11 protein-coding genes and 2 pseudogenes are annotated in these 18551 nt (G+C 66.9%); 7 read left to right on the plus strand and 6 right to left on the minus strand.

The window, feature by feature from the left end:
- The first annotated feature begins 37 nt into the window (after positions 1–37).
- From ACQEVZ_RS59890 to ACQEVZ_RS59900, 3 genes and pseudogenes are all read left to right on the plus strand, one after another.
- Positions 38–349 carry a transposase gene (locus ACQEVZ_RS59890; protein WP_433376103.1) on the plus strand — a complete coding sequence of 104 codons (312 nt, stop codon included), beginning with the start codon at positions 38–40 and terminating at the stop codon, positions 347–349.
- Between the two features lie 211 nt (positions 350–560).
- Positions 561–1799, plus strand: coding sequence for an IS110 family transposase (locus ACQEVZ_RS59895; protein ID WP_433376106.1), 1239 nt, complete (start codon positions 561–563; stop codon positions 1797–1799).
- A gap of 37 nt (positions 1800–1836) precedes the next feature.
- Positions 1837–2421 (plus strand): annotated as a pseudogene (locus ACQEVZ_RS59900) (IS3 family transposase); the annotation flags it as partial.
- Between the two features lie 99 nt (positions 2422–2520).
- On the opposite strand, the gene ACQEVZ_RS59905 reads toward ACQEVZ_RS59900, so the two are convergent.
- The 3 genes from ACQEVZ_RS59905 to ACQEVZ_RS59915 are packed head-to-tail and all read right to left on the minus strand — an operon-like array spanning position 2521 to position 5715.
- On the minus strand, positions 2521–3561 hold the full coding sequence (locus ACQEVZ_RS59905) for a tyrosine-type recombinase/integrase (RefSeq protein WP_433376457.1): 1041 nt from the start codon (positions 3559–3561) through the stop codon (positions 2521–2523).
- Entirely contained in the window at positions 3551–4513 is a 963-nt protein-coding gene (locus tag ACQEVZ_RS59910; RefSeq protein ID WP_433376454.1) for a tyrosine-type recombinase/integrase, read from the minus strand. The genes ACQEVZ_RS59905 and ACQEVZ_RS59910 overlap by 11 nt, the downstream gene beginning before the upstream one ends.
- Positions 4510–5715 carry a tyrosine-type recombinase/integrase gene (locus ACQEVZ_RS59915; RefSeq protein ID WP_433376451.1) on the minus strand — a complete coding sequence of 402 codons (1206 nt, stop codon included), beginning with the start codon at positions 5713–5715 and terminating at the stop codon, positions 4510–4512. Before ACQEVZ_RS59915 ends, ACQEVZ_RS59910 begins: the two co-directional genes overlap by 4 nt.
- Positions 5716–5955: 240 nt before the next feature.
- Between ACQEVZ_RS59915 and ACQEVZ_RS59920 the strand changes: the two genes are divergently transcribed.
- Both ACQEVZ_RS59920 and ACQEVZ_RS59925 read left to right on the plus strand, forming a co-directional pair.
- Positions 5956–6183 (plus strand): integrase core domain-containing protein, encoded by a 228-nt coding sequence (locus tag ACQEVZ_RS59920; protein WP_433376112.1) that lies wholly within the window; start codon positions 5956–5958, stop codon positions 6181–6183.
- Positions 6184–6228: 45 nt separating this feature from the next.
- Positions 6229–6927, plus strand: a complete 699-nt coding sequence (locus tag ACQEVZ_RS59925; protein WP_433376115.1) for a tyrosine-type recombinase/integrase — start codon at positions 6229–6231, stop codon at positions 6925–6927.
- Positions 6928–6943: 16 nt separating this feature from the next.
- Here the strand turns inward: ACQEVZ_RS59925 and ACQEVZ_RS59930 are convergent, their stop codons facing one another.
- Entirely contained in the window at positions 6944–7642 is a 699-nt protein-coding gene (locus ACQEVZ_RS59930; RefSeq protein ID WP_433376118.1) for a reverse transcriptase domain-containing protein, read from the minus strand.
- Positions 7643–8297: 655 nt separating this feature from the next.
- Between ACQEVZ_RS59930 and ACQEVZ_RS59935 the strand changes: the two genes are divergently transcribed.
- Positions 8298–9689: an IS1380 family transposase gene (locus ACQEVZ_RS59935; protein ID WP_433385993.1), complete on the plus strand. Its 1392-nt coding sequence runs from the start codon at positions 8298–8300 to the stop codon at positions 9687–9689.
- 262 nt (positions 9690–9951) lie between these two features.
- Positions 9952–10204: pseudogene (locus tag ACQEVZ_RS59940) on the plus strand (site-specific integrase); the annotation flags it as partial.
- A 472-nt stretch (positions 10205–10676) separates the two neighbouring features.
- On the opposite strand, the gene ACQEVZ_RS59945 reads toward ACQEVZ_RS59940, so the two are convergent.
- A complete protein-coding gene (locus ACQEVZ_RS59945) occupies positions 10677–11123 on the minus strand; it encodes a hypothetical protein (protein WP_433385996.1) in 447 nt (148 codons plus the stop codon).
- Positions 11124–11191: 68 nt separating this feature from the next.
- Positions 11192–18550 carry an FG-GAP-like repeat-containing protein gene (locus ACQEVZ_RS59950; protein WP_433385999.1) on the minus strand — a complete coding sequence of 2453 codons (7359 nt, stop codon included), beginning with the start codon at positions 18548–18550 and terminating at the stop codon, positions 11192–11194.
- Position 18551: the final 1 nt, after the last annotated feature.

Consider the following 18551-nt stretch of genomic DNA (forward strand, 5'->3'; position numbering starts at 1 on the left):
CTGAAACCAGACAGTTGGTCTGGGGAAGGATGTCCTGGTGCCCCGTCCATCGAAGTACCCCGAGGAGTTCCGCCGGGATGCGGTCGAGTTGGTCCGCTCGTCGCCTGGCCGGACGATTCGTGAGATCGGCCGAGAGCTCGGCGTGAACCACGAGACCCTGCGCAACTGGGTGAACGTCGCCAAGCGGGCTGAGCAGGCCGGCGCGGGCGGCGGGGGCAGCTCCGAGCGCGGCGGGCAGGTCAGCGCGGATGAGCGGGAGGAGCTGCGCCGGTTGCGGAAGAAGGTCGCTGAGCTGGAGCTGGAGAAGGAGATTCTCCGTAAGGCGGCTCAGTATTTTGCGAAGGAGTAGTCCGGGCGCTGCGCGCCTCCCCGCGGGGAGAAAATGGTGGGCCGCCCGGCGACGTCGTTCCATCGTGGTGCTGCGCGCCCGAGAAGGAGTATGACGCTGGGTGCCCGCGTGACAGGCTCCCCGCAGTGTTGCTTCGAGCACGTGAGTCAGATTCTTCGGCCTGTCGGGTGCCCCTGGGCGGTTCGGATGATTCGCGAGTCGGAGGGTGCTGGTGGAGGTCATCGTTGTGCGATGCGCAGGCATCGATGTCGGTAAGCGTGATGTCAAGGCATGTATCCGGGTGCCGGACGCGCACGGCCGTTGGCGGGTCGAGGTGCGCACCTTCACAACGATGACCGGTGATCTGTTGCGGCTGCGGGACTGGCTGGCCGCTGAAGGAATCACCACCGTCGGGATGGAGGCCACCGGAGCGTATTGGAAGCCGCCGTACTACGCGTTGGAAGACGCGTTCGACGTCCAGTTGCTCAACGCAAGGCACCTGCACAACGTGCCGGGGCGCAAGACCGATGTGATCGACGCGGAGTGGATCTGCCGGATGGTGCAGCACGGTCTGGTCCGGCCAAGCTTCGTGCCGCCGGCGCCGATCCGGCAGTTGCGGGATTTGACCCGCTACCGCACCGAGGTCGTGCGGGAACGGGTGCGGGACATCGCGCGGTTGGAGAAGCTGCTGGAAGACGCCGGGATCAAGCTGTCCGCGGTGGTGGCGGATCTGCTCGGCAAGTCCGCCCGGGCGATGCTGGAAGCCATGATCGCGGGGCAACGTGACCCGCAGGTGCTGGCCGACATGGCGCTGCGACGCATGAAGTCCAAACGGGCGCAGCTGGTCGAGGCGCTGACCGGACGGTTCACCGACCACCACGCCTTCCTGGTCCGCGCGATGCTGGACCGCATCGACGCCGCGGCCCTGACCGTGGAGCGGATCTCGGCGCGGATCAGCGACCACATCACGCCGATGCGTCGTCAAGCCGACCTGCTCGCCACGATCCCCGGGATCAGCACCCGCATCGCCGAGGTGGTCATCGCCGAGATCGGTGTCACGATGTCGGTGTTCCCGTCGGCCGGCCATCTGGCCTCGTGGGCAGCGGTGTGTCCAGGTAACAACGAGTCCGCCGGCAAGCAACTGTCCGGCAAGACCCGCAACGGCAACGCCGCGCTGCGAGCCGCGCTCGGTGAGGCCGCGTTGGCGGTCACCCGCACCAAGGACACCTACCTCGCGGCCCGATACAAACGGGTGGCCTCCCGCCGCGGTAAGAAACGCGCGATCGTCGCGGTTCAGCACTCGATGCTGATCGCGATCTGGCACATGCTCACACACGACGTCGCCTACCACGACCTGGGCGCCAACTACTTCACCGAACGCGCCGGCACCGCCAGACAGACCCGACGACTCGTCACCCAACTCAACAACCTCGGCTACACCGTCCGCCTCGACCCCATCGCGGCAGCCTGAGCCGGTGGTCGCGGATATTTTCGAGTCAGATGGGTCGATGATCCACCGCTACCGGTTCATCTCCGGGCACCACGCCACCTATGGCGTCACGCGGCTGTGCCGCGTTCTGGCGGTCGGTCGCAGGCAGGGCTACTACGAGTGGGTCGCTGCCCAGCCCGCCCGTCAGGAGCGTGCTGAGGCCGAGGACGACCTCGCTGCCGAGATCCGCACCATCCACGGCGAGCACAAGGGCTCCTACGGCTCGCCGCGTGTGACGGACGAGCTGCGCCGGCGCGGCCGCCGGGTCAACCGTAAGCGCGTCGAGCGGATCATGCGGGAACGCCGCATCGTCGGCATCACCCGCCGCCGACGGCGGTCGCTGACCAAGCAGGACACGACCGCCGCGCCCGCGCCGGACCTGATCGGCCGCGACTTCACCTCGCCCGCTCCAGGGCACCGCCTCGTCGGCGACATCACCTACCTGCCCACCCAGGAAGGCTGGCTCTACCTGGCCACCACCATCGACCTGTTCAACCGCGAGGTCGTCGGCTACGCGATGGCCGAGCGCATGCGCGCCGACCTCGTGTGCGACGCGGTCGAGCTGGCCCACCGGCGCGGTCTGGTCAAGCCACGGGCCATCTTCCACTCCGATTATGCCGAGTCTTGCGTTAAGCCGAGGAACCGCGGGTGGCCTGCGCTGGGTGGGTTGCTCTGTTTGGTTCCTCGGCTTAACGGGGGCGTGTCATCGGAGGCTGTAGAGGGCCTGGAGTCTGTCGTCGGTGAGTTGCTGCGTGGCTGGCGAGTCGATTGCAGGGGTGGCGGCTTCCACGGCTTGCCGCATCATGTCGATGGTGGCGAAGGCGTAGAACGCCGCGGTCGTGGACACGTTCTCGTGGCCGAGCAGCCGCATGATGACCGGCAACGGGATGCCCTGCTGGTAGAGGTCCATGGCCTTGGTCTTGCGCAGCATGTGGCAGTGGATGTTCTCCGGGATTGAGGAGCATTTCTGGCGCGCGGCTGTGGCGGCGTGCGTGAGCACTGCGGCGACGGTGTCGCTCGACAGTGCTGTCGGCTTGCCGTTGTGCAGGCTGTAGAAGACCGGCCGGGTCGCAGGAAGCTGTGTCGTGCCGGGGTGGAACTCGGCGAGGTAGGCGCTCAGGTGCTGGATTGCCTTGCCGGTGAGGGGGACGACGCGGGTTTTGTTCCTCTTGCCGGTGAGGATGACGTGTCCGGGCTTGCCCAAGTGGAGGTCCTGCAGCGTCAGGTTGGTGATCTCACCGACGCGGGCTGCGGTGTCATAGAGCAGGATCAGCAGCATCCGGTTCCGGCGCGACTTCGCGGTGCGGCCGGTGAAGGCGGCGAGCACGGCCCGTGTCTCGGGTTCGGTGAGGTACTCGATCGGCTTTCTCGCGCTGGCCGGCGCGGGTAGCGTCTTGGCCGACTGGCTGAGCGCGACGAGGGTGATGTCCTCGGCGGAGCAGTAGGTCAGGAACGCTTTGATGGTGGTCAGCCGCAACGCGACGGTCCTCGGTGCGTAGTGCCGGTGGTCGGCCATCCAGGCCAGCCAGCCTTTGAGGTGTGGCCGGTCGAAGTGGTCGAAGGTCACGTCGGCGCGGTCGATGTGGTCGTGCTCGGTGAGGTAGCGCAGGAAGCATTCCAGGCTGATCCGGTAGGCCTCGATCGTGTTCGGTGAGCGTCGGGCGACGGTGGGCAGGTAGGTGTGCAGGTAGTCCCGGGCGAAGCGGTAGAAGTCCGGGGCGCCGGTTGCCGGGTCACGTTTCATCGAACCCGACCTCCGGTAGCAACGACTGGCTCGCGGTGGTGAGGTCGGCGTAGGCGTGCAGGAACTGCGGGGAGGTGTGGATGTAGTAGAAGCTCGACTCGATGTCCGCGTGGCCCATGTAGCGGGCCAGGTAGGGAAGCATCGCCATGACGTCTTTGCCTTGGGTCGTCCAGCGGTCGACGTTGGCGTAGGCGAAATGATGGCGGAAGTCGTAGGGCCGGGGCTGCTGACCGCTCACCAGCCGTGGGAGACCGGCCTGGTCCCAGACACGGTTGAACATCTTCCCGACGGTCGCGGCGGTGACCTGGTTGCCGGCCGCGGAGACGAAGAACGTGCTCCGCGTGGGGCCGAACCGGGCGCGGGTGACCCGGTCGCAGTCTGCCAGGATTTCGGTGACTGCGCCGGTGATCGGCAAGCGTCGGGAGCGGTTGCCTTTGGAAGCCAAGATGTCGAGGTTGCGGTCACGCAGGTGCACGTGTTCGGGGCGCAGCTGGCGGGTTTCCCCGGTCCGCAGCCCGCAGGAGTGCATCAGCGTGAAGAACGCGACCGCCTGCCACCGCCACGGGGACGCGGCATGCAGCGTTGCGGCGGCCGCGAAGAACGCCTCGATCTCGTATTTGTTCAACAGGTAGGGGTGGGCGGGAACGACTGCGGCCTTCCACCGATCGGACAGGACATAGGCGTCACGCTGCCCGTGGGCCCGCAGCCATCGGCCGGCGTCGCGGATGTAGGACATCCAGGACCGGTACCGCCCCGAACGGGTCAACTGCTGGCTGACCCATCCCTCGACCGTGTCGCGGTCGAAGACGGTCCGCTCGTGTGCGGCGCAGTAGGCATCGAACTGCTTCAGGTACCAGCTCCGGGAGGCGCCGTAGAAGCCCATCTTCTCCTTGAACGCGAGGTAGGCCTCCAGTTGCGGCGCGAGGGAACTGCTGAAGCCGTCGGCCTTCACGAGCGCGTCCCGTCGGGGACGTCGAGGACGCAGTCGAGCAGACGATCCTCATCGACGCTCAAATACAGGTCGGTCGATTCCAGGCTCGCGTGGCCCAGCACGGCCGAGATCGTCGGCAACGGGACCGCCGCGCGCAGCAGCCGCGACGCGGCGTTGTGGCGCAACAGGCGAGTGCCGGCCTTCACGTCGGTGACGCCTGCCTTGCCGAACACAGTGGTGATCACCCGGTGGATCGATGCGTGGTCGGACAGTCGCGTATATGGCGCCACGCGGCGCAGGAACACGTGGTCGTCGGACGAGTCGGACCGTTCGTCGAGTACGTAGTCGGCGAGCCTGCCGACCAGCAGATCGGTCAGCGGCACGGTCAGCGGGTTGTGCGTCTTCTGCTGCACGAGGCTGGCGGTTCGTGCACGCCAGTCGATGTCGGCCAGTCGCAGGTTGATGATGTCGCACGCGCGCAGCCCGGTCGTCATCGCGAGCAGGGTGATCGCGGCGTCCCGCGCGGAAATCGCCGGTGTCGCGCATGCATGCACGACCAGGCGTTCAACCTCGTCGGGAAGCACCGGCAGGATCGTGTGGGACCGCCTGACCACGGCGAGCCCGGCCGCGTCGACCAGATCGTTGCGGCCGGTGAACTTCAAGAACGGCCGAAAGTTCGACACCACCCAGAACAACGAGGACGTCGCCCACCTGCCGGACAGTGATTCCAGAAACCTCAACACGCTGGCGCCGTCGGCATCACCAAGACAGCGGATCCCGCGTGACTCCAGAAACACCAGATAGGCACGGGCCACCCGGCCATAGGCATCGCGGGTAGCCGGCGCCAGTCCACGATCATCCGTGTCGGTGTCCCACGCGGTGGCAAGCGCGGTGAACTCACCCGAAGCGGGCCGTGCACCACCCCCACCGCGTTTACGGCACGACAGGTCCACCCGGCCGGTCCTCACGTAGGCATCGAACACACCGACCAGCCGCCGGTAGTCGAAGCTGCGCTGCGCACTGAACCGGCCCGTGCGCGGACTGATCGTCAACGCCGCGAACGCAGCGCCGAGCGACGGCGTGTAGCTGCCGCCACGCCCCTCAGCGAAACACCTCAACGCCCTGATCGACTTCCTGTACTGGCCAACCGTCGACTCCATGTAGCCGGCCGCGCGCAACTCCGCGACAACAACCGACCCGACCCCTGCGACCGTCGTGTCCATGACCGTCTCCTCTCCGCAACGCATAGGACACAGCGGACAGTAGCCACGAACAGCAGATCGTTAAGCCGAGGAACCAAACAGAGCAACCCACCCAGCGCAGGCCACCCGCGGTTCCTCGGCTTAACGCAAGACTCGGCATAATCGGAGTTAAACCGAATTCGGTTTAACTCGGACCGCGGCTCCCAGTACACCTCGACCGAGTTCCGCACCACGCTCAAGTCGCTCCACATGAGAGGGTCGATGGGCCGCGTCGGATCGTGCTACGACAACGCCGTCGCCGAATCGTTCTTCGCGACCCTGAAAGCCGAGATCGGCACCCGGGTCTGGGCCACCCGGGCCGACGCGCGCCGAGCCGTGTTCGCGTACCTTGCCTATTACAACCGCAACCGTCTACATTCGACACTCAGTCACCGAACCCCGTACGAGGCCCGCGTCTGTTACGGTCAGACCACCGCCCTCGCGGCATGAAACCCCGGTGTCCGATCCTGGGGTGGAACTTCAGACCCAGCCCGGATGGCCTGCTACCAAGACATCCTCGCCATCCCCACCAAGAAGCAGGCCCGCCCGGGCGTCAACCACCTGACCGTCGGGCAGACCCGTCTGCTGCTCGCTCAACCCGACCGGTCCACCCACCGCGGCCGACGCGACGCGACCCTGCTCGCCACGCTCTACGACACCGCCGCCAGGGTCCAGGAAATCGCCGACCTCACCGTCCGCGACATCCGTCTCGAACCCCCCGCCATGGCCGCCCTGACCGGGAAAGGCCGCAAGACACGCCACGTCCCCCTGATAGGCAACACGACAGCGATCCTGGCCGCCTACCTGGCCGAACATCGCCTGGACCGACCCGGCCACGACGACCACCCGGTGTTCTTCAACCAGCACCGCAGCAAGCTCAGCCGTGGCGGCATCGCCTGGGTCATCAGCAAATACCTGGCCAGGACAGACAACCCGCAACTCGCCGGCGCCGACGTCAGCCCGCACACCCTGCGCCACAGCAAGGCCATGCACCTCTACGAAGCAGGCGTCCCCCTGCCCTACATCCGCGACATCCTCGGACACATCGACCTGTCCACCACCGAGATCTACGCCCGCGCCTCGACCGAAGCGAAACGCAAAGCCCTCGAAGCCGCCTACACCGACACAACCTCCGACGACCTGTCCGAATGGAACCAAGACCCCGGACTGCTCGACTGGCTCACCAACCTCTGACCCGAACACCCACGCGTTATGCGCAGCGCTCGACCCCCAGCTCCGCCCTGACCAGGACCGACAGGCCGACGCTGCGCATAACCCAGCACTGTTCATAAGGTTCATTATGTTCAGCTGAACATAACGACCCCTGCGGGGTACCCCGCTCCCGGTGGATCACGGTCCCGTCCGCGGTGACCATCGGCGCGGCCAGCCACCGCTTCACATACAGAATGATCCACGGCTGGTCGGTGTTGGCCTCCACGGCTTTGACCATGAGGTCCCACGAGACGCTGTCGAAGAACTTGGCGATGTCCATGTCCACCACCCAGTCCATCCGCCAGCAGCGTTCCTTGGTCCGCGCGACTGCTTGCAGCGCCGACCGGCCGGGACGATAGCCGTAGGAGTCCGGATGGAAGATCTGTTCCATCCGAGCTTCCAGCCTCGCCGCGACCACGGTCTGCGCCACCCGGTCCCCGACCGAAGGCACCCCCAGCGTTCTGGTACCCCCGACCTTGGGGATCTCCACCGCTTTGACCGGTGGGGGAAAGTAGCTCCCCGACGACATCCGATTCCAGATCTTGTACAGGTTGTTGTGAACATCCTGTTCAAAATCGCCGACCGACTGCCGGTCGATCCCAGCGGCACCCTTGTTGTCCCTGACCTTCTCCCACGCCCGCCAGACCTCCATCTTCGAGATCTCGAACGGCTTGCCTGGTGATTTCTGCTCGGCCACCCGACTCCTCCCCGACCCGGACCGGGCCTGGTTGATCGAATCTTCGAACCACGGATGACCTGGCCCCTTCGCTCCACCCCCACCGCGTCAAGCAGGAGCTTCTCCACTACTACGGGCCAGTCCGCCGGCGTTGCCGCATCGGTACTCAGTTCCTCCCGGAGCTACCGGTCTGGAACGCTCCCTCTCGCCGCCCGGTCAACCCCGGACAGCCGTATCGGCTTCGCCTTCCCACGTTCCACGTGAAAGCCGCAGATCGAGCTCACGCCGCCTATATGCCGGACACCGCCTGGCCAGTAAGTGGGTAACCGCCAGACTCATCCCGAAGCAGTTCAGATGCCCCGGTTTCGATGTCAACCATTTCCCTTTCGACACTTCACAGGCTGTGACGCAACGCCTTCCCGATCCCTGCCTGACGCTTGAACAGCGCCTTTTCCACCTCGCTCACCACGACGGTCTTCAGCCAACGCAGCAGGTGGCGGCTTGGAGCCTCCCCCCACAGGGCGGCTCCGAGGGGCCAAACCCTCATCTTCCACGCAGCACCGCCTCTGGAGGCACTGTCCACATAGGACCTCCATCAACGTTCGTGGCACACCTGAACTGGGATGATGGGAGTTCTCTAGGCTTCCGTCATCCTGCTCGAGAGGGCATCTCGTAGGTGCGATTGTTGCATGCTGGCCGTGCGGTGGGCGCGGTGTTCGATGAGGCGAATCTGGTGTCGTGTGCTGGGTTGGTCCCGGTGTTGGGGTTGGCGGAGCGGGTCGGTCTGGCCGGGCTGGTCGAGGGCCGGGTGCGGCCGGACATGTCGACCGGGTCGAACCCGGGCGGGAAGGCCGCCGCAGTCGTGGCTGGGATGTGCGTGGGCGCGGACAGCATCGATGACCTCGACGTGTTGCGGCACGGCGGGATGGGCAGGCTGTTCACCGGTGTGTACGCGCCGTCGACGTTGGGGTCGTTCCTGCGGTTCTTCACCTGGGGTCACGCCCTGCAGCTGGAAGCCGCCAGCCGGGATCTGCTGACCGCCCTCGCGGCAGCAACGCCGTTGCTGCCGGACGCGGCGACGCAAACGTATGTGGATGTGGACTCGCTGCTGCGCAGGGTCTACGGCCACGCCAAGCAGGGCGCGTCGTTCGGGCACGCCAAGGTCGGCGGATACAACATCAAGCTGCGTGGCCTGTCACCGCTGCTCGCCACGATCAGCACCCCGCTGTCAGCGCCGGCGATCGCCGCGACCCGGCTACGCGGCGGCAGCGCGGGATCCTCCCGTGGCGCGGCGTCGCTCATCACGCAGGCGATCCGCACCGCCAGGGCGTGCGGCGCGACCGGCCGGGTCCTGGTCCGCGCCGACTCCGCGTTCGGTTCCGGCGCCGTGGTGTCGGCCTGCCGCAAAGCCGGGGTGAACTACTCGGTGACCCTGCAGACCAACCCGAAGATCCGCGCAGCGGTCGCCGCCATCGACGAGACCGCCTGGACCTCGGTCCGCTACCCGCGCGCTGTCCAGGACCCGGACACCGGCGAATGGATCTCCGACGCGCAGGTCGCCGAAACCGGATACACCGCGTTCGAGTCCAACAGTCACAAGGTCACCGCCCGGCTCGTCGTGCGCCGCGTCAAGGAACGCAACCCCGCCCCGGAAGGCCAGGAGGAACTGTTTCAGCTCTGGCGGCACCACGTCTTCCTCACCGACACCCATGAGTCCACAGTGGACGCCGACCTCACCCACCGCGGACACGCCATCGTCGAACAGGTCTTCGCCGACATCATCGACGGACCCCTCGCCCACCTACCCTCCGGGCGGTTCGCCGCCAACGCCGCCTGGCTCACCCTCACCGCGATGGCCCACAACCTGCTACGCGCTGCCGGCTGCCTCACCAGCCCTCGCTACAGCACCGCCCGAACCGCCACCATCCGCCGGCAACTGATCAACATCCCGGCCCGGATCGCTCACCGCGCCAGACGCGTCGTGCTGCACCTCCCCGCCCACTGGCCCTGGCAGCAAACCTGGCAGACACTCTTCGACCGCATCCACGGACCACCCGCAACGGCCTGACCCGAACGATCGCCCATCCGGGCCCGACCACCACCGGAGCAGGCCGGCACGCCCGGCAGTACAACCACGCCCACCAACCCGCCCATCAGCCACCATCAATCAACAGCCATCACAAGCCACCGACAGCAAGATCAGCGGTGGATCGAGGCTTAGGGCCCGGCGGGGCAGGACCTTGAAGGTGTGGGCGTCACCTGCATGGAGCTCGGCGACCGGCCCTGCTGGGAACGCCAAGACCGAGGCGCGGCTGAAGCTCAAGGAGGTGATGAGGGACCATGAGGACGGTCTGGCGATCGCGCCGCACGGCTTCACCGTCGCGGACGCGGTGCAAGACTTCCTGGCCTACGGCCTTCCGAGCGTCGACACGTCAGTCAACACGAGCCAACTACACGAATCTCGCCGAGCTGCACATCATTGCCGCTCTCGGCGCGCGCAAGCTCCGCGAGCTGAGCGCTCAGGACGTCGATCACTGGCTTGCCGACAAGGCCCAGGCACTGAGCGCCCGGACTCTGCGGCTCTTCCTGGCGGGCCGTTCCACGTCACCCCCAGGCTTGTCGCCGCAACGCCGGCGACCGGGCTGTTCACCGGGCGAGGGATGAACCGGCTGGCGTTTCGCCACGCATCATTCGCGGCCTATCTCGCCGCCTCTTACCTCGTCCGACGCCGTGTACCGCAGGCGCAACTGCGGCGGCTGTTCCTCATGCCGGTCGGCCGCGTCGGCCACGCCATTCCAGTTGCGTTGCGTGAGACAGCAGGCTGGCTGGCCGGCATGATCGGTGCAGAGACGCAGTGGCTCGCAGACGCAGGCCCAGAGAGCCTCGTACCGCACAGCCCACTCGTCGACTCACCCGCCGTACGCGCCGCGATCGTCGCCGCAATGCTACGCCGCGCCAGCGAGGTCGAGGTCGCAGACCAGCCATGGGCCCGGGCCAGTCGACCGCGTAGCCGTCGTCATCGAGATCAAAGGCTCATGGAACAAGGAGGTATCCACTAAGCGCACAGCACCTCTACGAGGAGGATCGTCGCCGTGCCGTTCTGCACCGTGGCACGCTGCGCATCCGATAGATCAGCGCGCTTGAACACGAGCTTGAGCGCATCGTCGCGGAGCTCGGCGGCCTTTCCCAGCCGGTAGACGACCACCGACGCGGACGGTGTCGCCCCTTCGGGCTGGTATCCGCTGGCGACTGCGTCGTAAGCACCGTAGCTGCCCAGTTGCGGCGAATCCCGCAACTTCACCTGGTGCAGGTGGAACGCCTGGATCGGGTCGACGCCGGCCGGCCCGACCCAGTACGTCCTCGACACGTCCTCGACGCCGTCATACCAGCGGTAGGTCTCCTCGAAGCCGTCGACGCGGAGCCCGGCGATGCAGGGCGGTGACTCCGACCGCACATACCACCAGACCCCGACCGCGCCGACCAACATCACGCCGAGCGCCACTGCCAGGACCGCGGCAAAGCGACCGTTCCGGCGGGACCTCACACCGCCCTCGACCGGCTCAGGTGCGCTCAACAGTTGCTACCACCCGTCTGCGTACAGACCATGTACATCGCCAGCGGAAGATTGTTCCGAACGTCCTGCGCATAATTGGCAAGGCCCGGAAGGTTTTGCCGCTCTTCGGGCTTGGTCAGCGCACCTCTTACCTTGGGCTCACCGTGCATGTGGGACATCCCAGCCAGATCATACGCCGTCAATCCCGTCCCGCCGGCCTCGGCCATCCCATTGTAATTCGTGACGTTACCTTTGAGCCGAACGGCGAGGACGGTGATCGACAGCTCGTCGTCGTAGATCATTTCTTCATACGAACGACCGGCAAGCTGATCCGAACTTTCGGCCACCGCATTGAACACCTCCTTGGTGACGTTCGCGAACCCGATCGACGCGCCGCGGCCGCCGAACCAGCCCTTGTGCAGGCCGACACCGCCAAATGCCCCCGCGAGCGCAAGCGAGAACGCCGGGAACCCAGCCGCCACCAGTGTGGTGGTCGTCGTCCAAGGGTTGGCCTGAGCCGTCCACATTTGTCGCGAGCCGGAGATCCCCCCGAAGCTGTTCTCGTAGAACGACGAGGCCTCCTGCATCAACAACGCCAGCAGATAGGCGGCATCGACGCCGACCTCGGCCGCGATCCGGATGACGTCCTTGGTCTTCGCCAGGAGATCCGGGTTGCACGAGCCCTTCCTGGCCTGGGCACACAGGTCCTCGAACTTCGGCTTCGGGGCGGCCCGCGGCCGGTAGTAGGTCTTGCCGTTCTTGTCCTTCGCGGAGCTCTTCTCGGTGGTCCCGTTGCCGTACCCCGGGTTGCCGCGCGTCTCGTCGTTCCCGCAGTCGTCCTCGCCGCTGCACGTCCTCAGGCCCGTGGCATCGCTCGACGTGACCGGGTTGTTGGCGGCATACGCATAGCCGCTGAGCTGTTGCGGGTCGCTCGGATCGGCGACCTTGTCGTCGGAGATGAAGCGGCCGGTCGCGGGTTCGTATTCGCGGGCGCCGAGGTGGGTGAGCCCGGTGGTGTCGCGGGTGCCGTCGACGAACCCGCGGGTGTTCGGCCAGGTCGGGTCCGCGCCGCGGACGTTGCCGAAGGGGTCGGTCTTACGGCGGGTGACCGCCTGGGTGACCGCGTTGACGGCGAGTTGCCCGGTGTTGTGATGGTCGGCGGCGAGCCAGGTCAGGCCGGCCGGGGTGCGGCTGGCAACCCCGTAGTACCGCGTGGCCGTGACCGTGCTGCCGACCTTGCGCAGTTCGTAGCCGGGCAGGTACACCGTCGCGCCGGCAGGATCCTTCCCGACGAGCCGGGTGCCGCCGGTGTCGTAGATGTAGCTACTGGCACCCGCGGAGTCGGTGACAGTGGCGAGGCGGCCCTCGTTGTCCCAGGTCAGGGTCTGACCGGGCTTGCCGGCGATGTTTCGGGTCAGCGTGTTGCCCGCATTGTCGTAGGTGTAGCTGTCGGTGCCCGTCGTCCCACCGGTGGCGACGACGTTGGTGAGCGTGTGCCGCTTGCCGGTGCCGGGGTACGTGTAGGTGCGGGTGGTGTCGGTGCCGCCGCCGATCGCGTGGCGAATCTCCTGGGTACGGTTGCCGCTGTTGTAGTTGGCGGTGCCGGTGGCATACCGGTAGCTGGTCCAGTAGCTGTCCGGCCCGCCGATGACCCCCGCTGACGGGCTCGGCTGGCAGGCGGCCGCCGTCGTCGTCCACGCCTCCGTCAGTTCCCGCAGCGCGTCGTAGACGAAGCACTGGTTCGACACGACCGACCCGGCGAGGGTCTCGGTGATGTTCGTGACGTTGCCGGTGGCGTCGTAGCCGTAGCCCTCGGTGAGCCGCTCGACCCAGGTGTTCGGATTGGCGTTGTTCTCGGTCTCGGTCTTGGCACTGGTCAGCCGGCCGGTCGTGTCGTCGATGCTGGTGGTCAGCCGGACACGCTTGCTGCCCGAGCCGAGCAGCTGCTGATACCGGCCACCGGCCGCGTGATAGGTCGTGGCGGCGACATAGGTCTCGAGGCCGGTCCGGGTGAGCGCGTTGCCGGCATCGTCATAGGTGCTGGTCACCGTCTCCTGAGGCAGACCGCCCGCGAGCGGGTACGTCACCGTGTCCGCGGACCCGTCGACCTTGTAGGTCATCGATGTGGTGTAGGAGCCGTTCGGCAGCCACGGCATGCTGGTGCTCGACGGAATCACGGTCGTGGTGCCCAGCGGGCGGTAGCCGTCGTCGTAGCCGGTGACGGTGCTGGTGAAGCTGTCCGTGCCCACGTAGCGGGTGGACGACGTCAGCTGACCCTTGGCCACCGAGTCGTACACCCACGAGGCCCGCTTGAACCCGCTCGCGCCGATACCGTCATACACGGCGGTCGTCCGGCCGAGAGTGTCATACGTGGTGGTGAGGCTGATCCCACGCGCATCGGTCGTGGTGACCGGACGGCCGTCCGGGTCGAACTCGACGGTGTTGCTCGTGCCCCGGTCCGGGTCGGTGCTCTGGTCCACCCAGCCGCGCAGGTTGTACCGCGTCGACCAGGTGTTGTTCGACTGGTCCTGCACCTGGGTCAGCCGGCCGAGCCGGTCATTGGTGAACGTGGTGGTGTGGTACGTGCCGGTGGCCGTGGCACCCAGGTACTGCCGCAGCTCCGTGGCCTTGCCGCGCACGTCCAGGAACGACGTGGTGGCAAAGCCACCGGCAGGCGGCAGGACCGTCGTGCGGTCACCGTCGTATGCGGTCGTCGTCTGCCACTTGAACGTCGGGTTCACCGCTCCCGCGCCGTACAGAGCGTCGACCGTCCGCCGGCCCGAGGTGTCGTAGCTGTGCTGGTGCAGGTTCAGCACTGTGTTGTCCTCGACGGCTTTGACGCCGTCGGCGGGTGCGCTGGTGCTGTCGTAGGCGACCGAGGACTTCGCGACAGCGCCTCTGCCGTCATACCGGGTGTCGCTGATGACACGGCCCCCGTTGGCGGTCGGAGCCGGCGACTGCGTCTGCCGTGGCCGCAGCATCCCGTCGTAGAACTCGTAGCTGCTGATGATGTTGCCGTTGGGGCCGAGCTTCTTCGTCTGGACCGAGCTCGCCGGCGTGGTCCGCACGTTGTAGACGTACTCGATGTTCGGTGGCAGGTTCGTCGCCCGGCCCGGCACCCAGACCTTGGTCAGCCGCCCCAACGGATCGTAGTTGAGCGTGACGACCTTGTTGTTGGCATCGGTGGTGGTCAGCGGCTGGTTGCGAACGCCGTCGAACGTCTCGGTGGAGACGTGCATGAGCGGGTAGACGGTCTTGGTCGCGGACGTGACCGCCGCACCGTACTCCGGGGTGAACCGGATCGTCGTCTTGTTGTCCGCCGCGTCGAAGCTGTCCTGCGGGCGGCCGTTGTCGTCGTACTCGGACCGGCCGGTCTGTTTCCACACGGGTGTGGATCCGGTGAACGAGTCCAGTGCGAGGGTCTTCGTGGTCAGGCCGCGGGTGCCGATCGTGCCGGCGGTGGTGTTGCCGTCATACAGGGTCTGGCTGCCGGCCAGGTGGTTCGCCGGCCCGGGGCTGGCGGTGCAGTCGGTGGTGAGGACCTGCGCCGGGAAGTCGATCAGCCAGGCTGTGGTGTTCCGGGCATATGTGGTCGACGTGCACACGTTGTCGGTCGTGAGGCTGGTGTCACCCAGATCCTGCACACTGGTCGGCTGGGCATAGGTGGTGTCGAAGGCGGTCTGCGTGTCGGTGCGCCGCCAGCTGGACGTCGCAGCGATCCAGGTGCGGCTCTGGACGCGGGAGGTCCGCAGATACGAGGCGTTCTGCACATGCGGTGCAGCGTAGGCGGGCGTCATCGTCCGGGTGGCGGTCTGCTGCTGCCACGGGTCGTTCAGTGTGGCCGACAGCAGCTGCGCCCCGACGGCGGGCCCGTCGTAGTGGCGTTCCTCGCGGAGGAACCCGGCGAGCCGGTTGTCGTCGTTGAGCACCGAACCCTCGGACGCGGTGATGGTGGCGGTGCGGGTGTAGGAGCCGTTGTCGGTGCGGTCCAGGTGCATGCCGCGCATGTACAGGTATTCGACATAGCCACGTGGTGCCGTCGAAGGACCAGTGGTCACCTTGACGGTCGAGAAGCCGCGCCAGGTCGACCAGTTCCGCATGGAGACCGCCGTGCTCCATACGCTGTCGTTGTGGTGCCACAGCACCGGCGTCGAGGAGCCTGCGGTGCTGTAGGCGTAGTTGTACTCGACGTCCGCGTTACCGCCGACGAGGTCCTTCTCCAGGACCTTCGACACGCGGTACTTGTTCCACCACGACCAGCCCGGCTGGGCCAGCGGCGGCGTGTAGTACTGCGGGAAGCAGCGCTTGTCGTTGTTGTCCGGGTCCGGCGGTGCGGAGATCGAGCAGTCGGTCCCCTCGTAGGTCACACCGATCTCGCCGCCGGTGCCGTTGCTGACCCGGGTCACCCGGTACTTGTTCGTCGGCGGCACACCCGCACCGACGTTGAAGTCCATCCGGTTGGCGTACGGGGTGCCGCCGAACGTGATCTCCGGCAGCGCCTTGCTGCCGCCGACCCTGCCGGTCTGCGTGATACTGGCCAGCCACAGCGACGGACTGGTCCCGTCGTTCGTCGGCGGATACTGGTGCGTGAATGCCCACTCGTCAGCGACACGGTAGCCAGAACTGCCCCTGACCTGGGTGGTGACGCCGGTCAGGCGCTTCGTGGTCCAGAACGACGGCGAGACGTTGTTGTTGCACGGCACCGCGGAGCACTTGAGGTCCCACGGGGTGTCCGGCCAGTTCGCCGTCACCGGGTTCGAACCCGACCAGCACGACGCCAGACACCGGTCCCCGACCGAGAACACGATCTGCATCGGCGCCGGCGTCGACAGCGACTGGTTTTTCCGCGTGCCGTAGTCGATCCGGTTCAGGTACGACCCACGGTCATACGCCGCCGTCGCACCGGGGTTGCCGAACAGTCCGGTGACGTTCTCCTCCCTCGTGTACCAGTACGACTGCGTGTTGCCGTGCCGGTCCTCGACATAGTCAAGACTCCACCGCCACGTCTGGTAGCACCACGACGCGCCGAACGAACCGGAGTTGAAGCACGGCTCGTCGCCACGGTTGGCGAACACCGGGACGCGCAGCGCGGAGTTCGTCTCCGAGTCTCCCGTCGCCCAGCCCGGGATGCGGTTCAGGCCGAAGTAGTACTGGGTGCCGTCCGTCGCGGTCAGCTTCCAGTGCTCCCCGTTGTCGTCGCCGTTGGTCGCCCCGGTCAGCAGCTCGAACTTCGACCCGTCATCGCTGGCCAGCCGCCACTTGCCGGTCGCGTCGTCCAGGACCAGGTCACCGGAGCGGCCACCGAACACCACCGTCGCGTTCTGCGACCGCCAGCACGAGTCCGACGTCGCATTCTGGTAGAACGGCGCGTAGTACGCATCGGTGCGGCTCATGTTCAGCCACGCCCGCAAGGTGTCACCCTCACGACCCAGGATGTCGGTGCGACCGTCACCGTCGAAATCCCCGGCCATGAGCAGCGACACCGAATACCAGACGTTGCTGTTGAACAGGCTCGCCGCCTTCGACGGCGCACCGGGCGTCGAGGTGTTCTTGTGGAAGTACATGTCGGAGCCGTAGACCGTCATGATGTCCGGCTTGCTGTCACCGTCGTAGTCCTTCAACGGCAGGAACGTGCCCCAGATCGCCCAGCCCGTCCCCCAGACCGTCGCCGCCCCGAGGCTCAGCGTGCCCGCCGCGCCGTTGCCGGGCCACAGATACAACGAGTCCCCGGACCGGCCGAGAATGTCACGCTTGCCGTTGCCGTCGAAGTCGCCCTCCATGAACGAGTTGACGGACCCCCACCCGGCACTCAGCAGCGACGACGACACCGAGAAGCTTCCCGGCGTCGACGTGTTCTTGTGGAACCACATCTGCCCCGACGAGTTGACCGCCAGAATGTCGACCTTGCCGTCGTTGTCGTAGTCCGCCATCGGCAGGAACGTGCTGTACCCCGACCAACCCGACCACACCACCGGCGCCGCCGTCGAGAACGTCCCCGGCGTGCTCGTCCCCCGCCAGATGTACAGACTGCCACCAGCCCGACCGACCAGATCCACCTTGCCGTCGGCGTCGAAATCCCCGGCCATGAACGAGTCGACCGAACTCCAGCCGCTGCTGACGAACTGCGCTGCCACAGTCGCCGCACCCGGACGTGAAGTGTTGCGCCAGAACCACATGTCCGACCCGGCCACCGCCAACGCATCGACCTTGCCGTCACCGTCGTAGTCCAGGACCGGCAACGTCCGCCCGTACCCTGTCCACCCTGGCGACACGTCGATACGGTTGTTGTAGTCGTCCTTGCACGAACGGAACGACCGCTCGATATAGCCGGGTTCGTAACCCCAGCCCTCACCCACCCACGACGTCTGCGCACCGCTCGCGTTCGTCCGGCCGTCTACGGCGCTCGACGAATACCCCAGCTCGACCTGCGGGACCGCACCGCCCAACGCCGGGGGCGCCGTCAGCGGATAGTTCCAGGAGAAGTCACCGGACTGTTTCCCGGCCTGCCACGACGCCGAGGCCGTCAACGGCGTGTGCGAATAGTCCGGTCCGTCCGCTGACGACGACAACGCTGTCACCGCCAGCACCGTCGGCGCCGACGCCACCGCAGCCCCTGACCGTGACCCCTCGGCCAGATCGGCCTTCGACGCGACCTTCGCTCCGACCGCGACATCCGCCGTCAGCCGGCCGGCCGCCTTGTCGTTCCTGGTTTGCAGCACGGTCGTCTGACGGCACGCGTCCAGGCCGGGGGTGCTCACCGCGCACGCGGGAAACTGCACCAACGTCAGCCGGGAGGACCAGTCGGCACCGAACGCATCCCGGAACCCGGAATAGTCCACCTCCACCGAAGCTGCACCCACCGCTGAGGGGTCATCCGCCCAGGATGCTCGCATCAGGACACCTGACACACCGACTGCCGTCGCGGCCGCTCGGTCGAACACCTCGACCTGCAACCGGGACGGGCCGGCATCCGCGGTCCTGGCCTGCGTCGGTCGACCGGCCCACACCGGAGAACTCCCAGCCTGCGCCCGCCGGCCGGTCGGCGGCGCGGAGATGTCCACCACGGACGATCCCGCCGCGGGCCACTGCACCGCCCCCGGCTTCCATGCCGGGGCAGTGTCTGTCGGCGACACCGTCTTCGCCTTCACCGCCTGCGGCGACACCTTGGCCGACGGCTGCACCGGCACCTCCGCACCCGAAGGCGCCGCACGAGCGGGTAAAGCAACGAACAGCCCGCCGATCAGCAGGCCGGACGCTGCAGAAACGATGAATCGCCGAACCGCACCTGACGTTGACATGGCGCCCTCCCCCGCAGCCGAGGCCCACAGCCAGGCATCAGCGCGCGTAAATATAAGGCGTCGTGTATTTCGATACAAG

The organism is Dactylosporangium sp. CA-152071 (assembly GCF_050936335.1).
GTDB lineage: Bacteria > Actinomycetota > Actinomycetes > Mycobacteriales > Micromonosporaceae > Dactylosporangium > Dactylosporangium maewongense.

Coding starts and splice junctions, on each gene's coding strand:
- ACQEVZ_RS59915 (WP_433376451.1), bottom strand. CDS start 5,715: ATGGACACGACGGTCGCAGGGGTCGGGTCGGTTGTTGTCGCGGAGTTG.
- ACQEVZ_RS59925 (WP_433376115.1), top strand. CDS start 6,229: ATGGCCTGCTACCAAGACATCCTCGCCATCCCCACCAAGAAGCAGGCC.
- ACQEVZ_RS59905 (WP_433376457.1), bottom strand. CDS start 3,561: ATGAAACGTGACCCGGCAACCGGCGCCCCGGACTTCTACCGCTTCGCC.
- ACQEVZ_RS59920 (WP_433376112.1), top strand. CDS start 5,956: ATGGGCCGCGTCGGATCGTGCTACGACAACGCCGTCGCCGAATCGTTC.